Source organism: Candidatus Thiosymbion oneisti (genome assembly GCF_900092655.1).
Taxonomy (GTDB): domain Bacteria; phylum Pseudomonadota; class Gammaproteobacteria; order Chromatiales; family Chromatiaceae; genus Thiosymbion; species Thiosymbion oneisti.
On sequence record NZ_FLUY01001252.1, the window covers coordinates 1 to 355 of the forward strand.

At 59.4% G+C, this 355-nt stretch carries 1 protein-coding gene; it reads left to right on the top strand.

The genetic code is table 11. The features are described from left to right. On the top strand, positions 1 to 355 hold a 355-nt coding region (locus BQ17_RS12980; RefSeq protein WP_141699262.1), incomplete at both ends, for a LysM peptidoglycan-binding domain-containing protein.

Genomic DNA, 355 nt, shown 5'->3' on the forward strand with positions numbered 1-355 from the left:
GCCCTGAAGGTGCATGTGGTCAAACCGAACGAGACCCTCTATGGGGTGTCCACATACTACAAGATGTCCGTTGCCGAACTGCGGCGTCTCAACCGGATGGGACCGGGCGACACCAACATCCGTTCCGGCCAGCGGCTGCACGTGAAGGTAGCCAAGGCCGAGCCTAAGCAGAAGCCAGTTAAAGTGGCTAAGGCCAAACCCAAGTCGAAGCCGGTCAAGGTGGCTAAGGCCAGACTCAAGCAGAAGCCAGTCAAGGTAGCCAAGGCCAGACCCAAGCGGAAACCGGGCAAAGTGGCTAAGGCCAAACCCAAATCGAAGCCGGTCAAGGTGGCTAAGGCCAAAGCGTCCGGGGCCC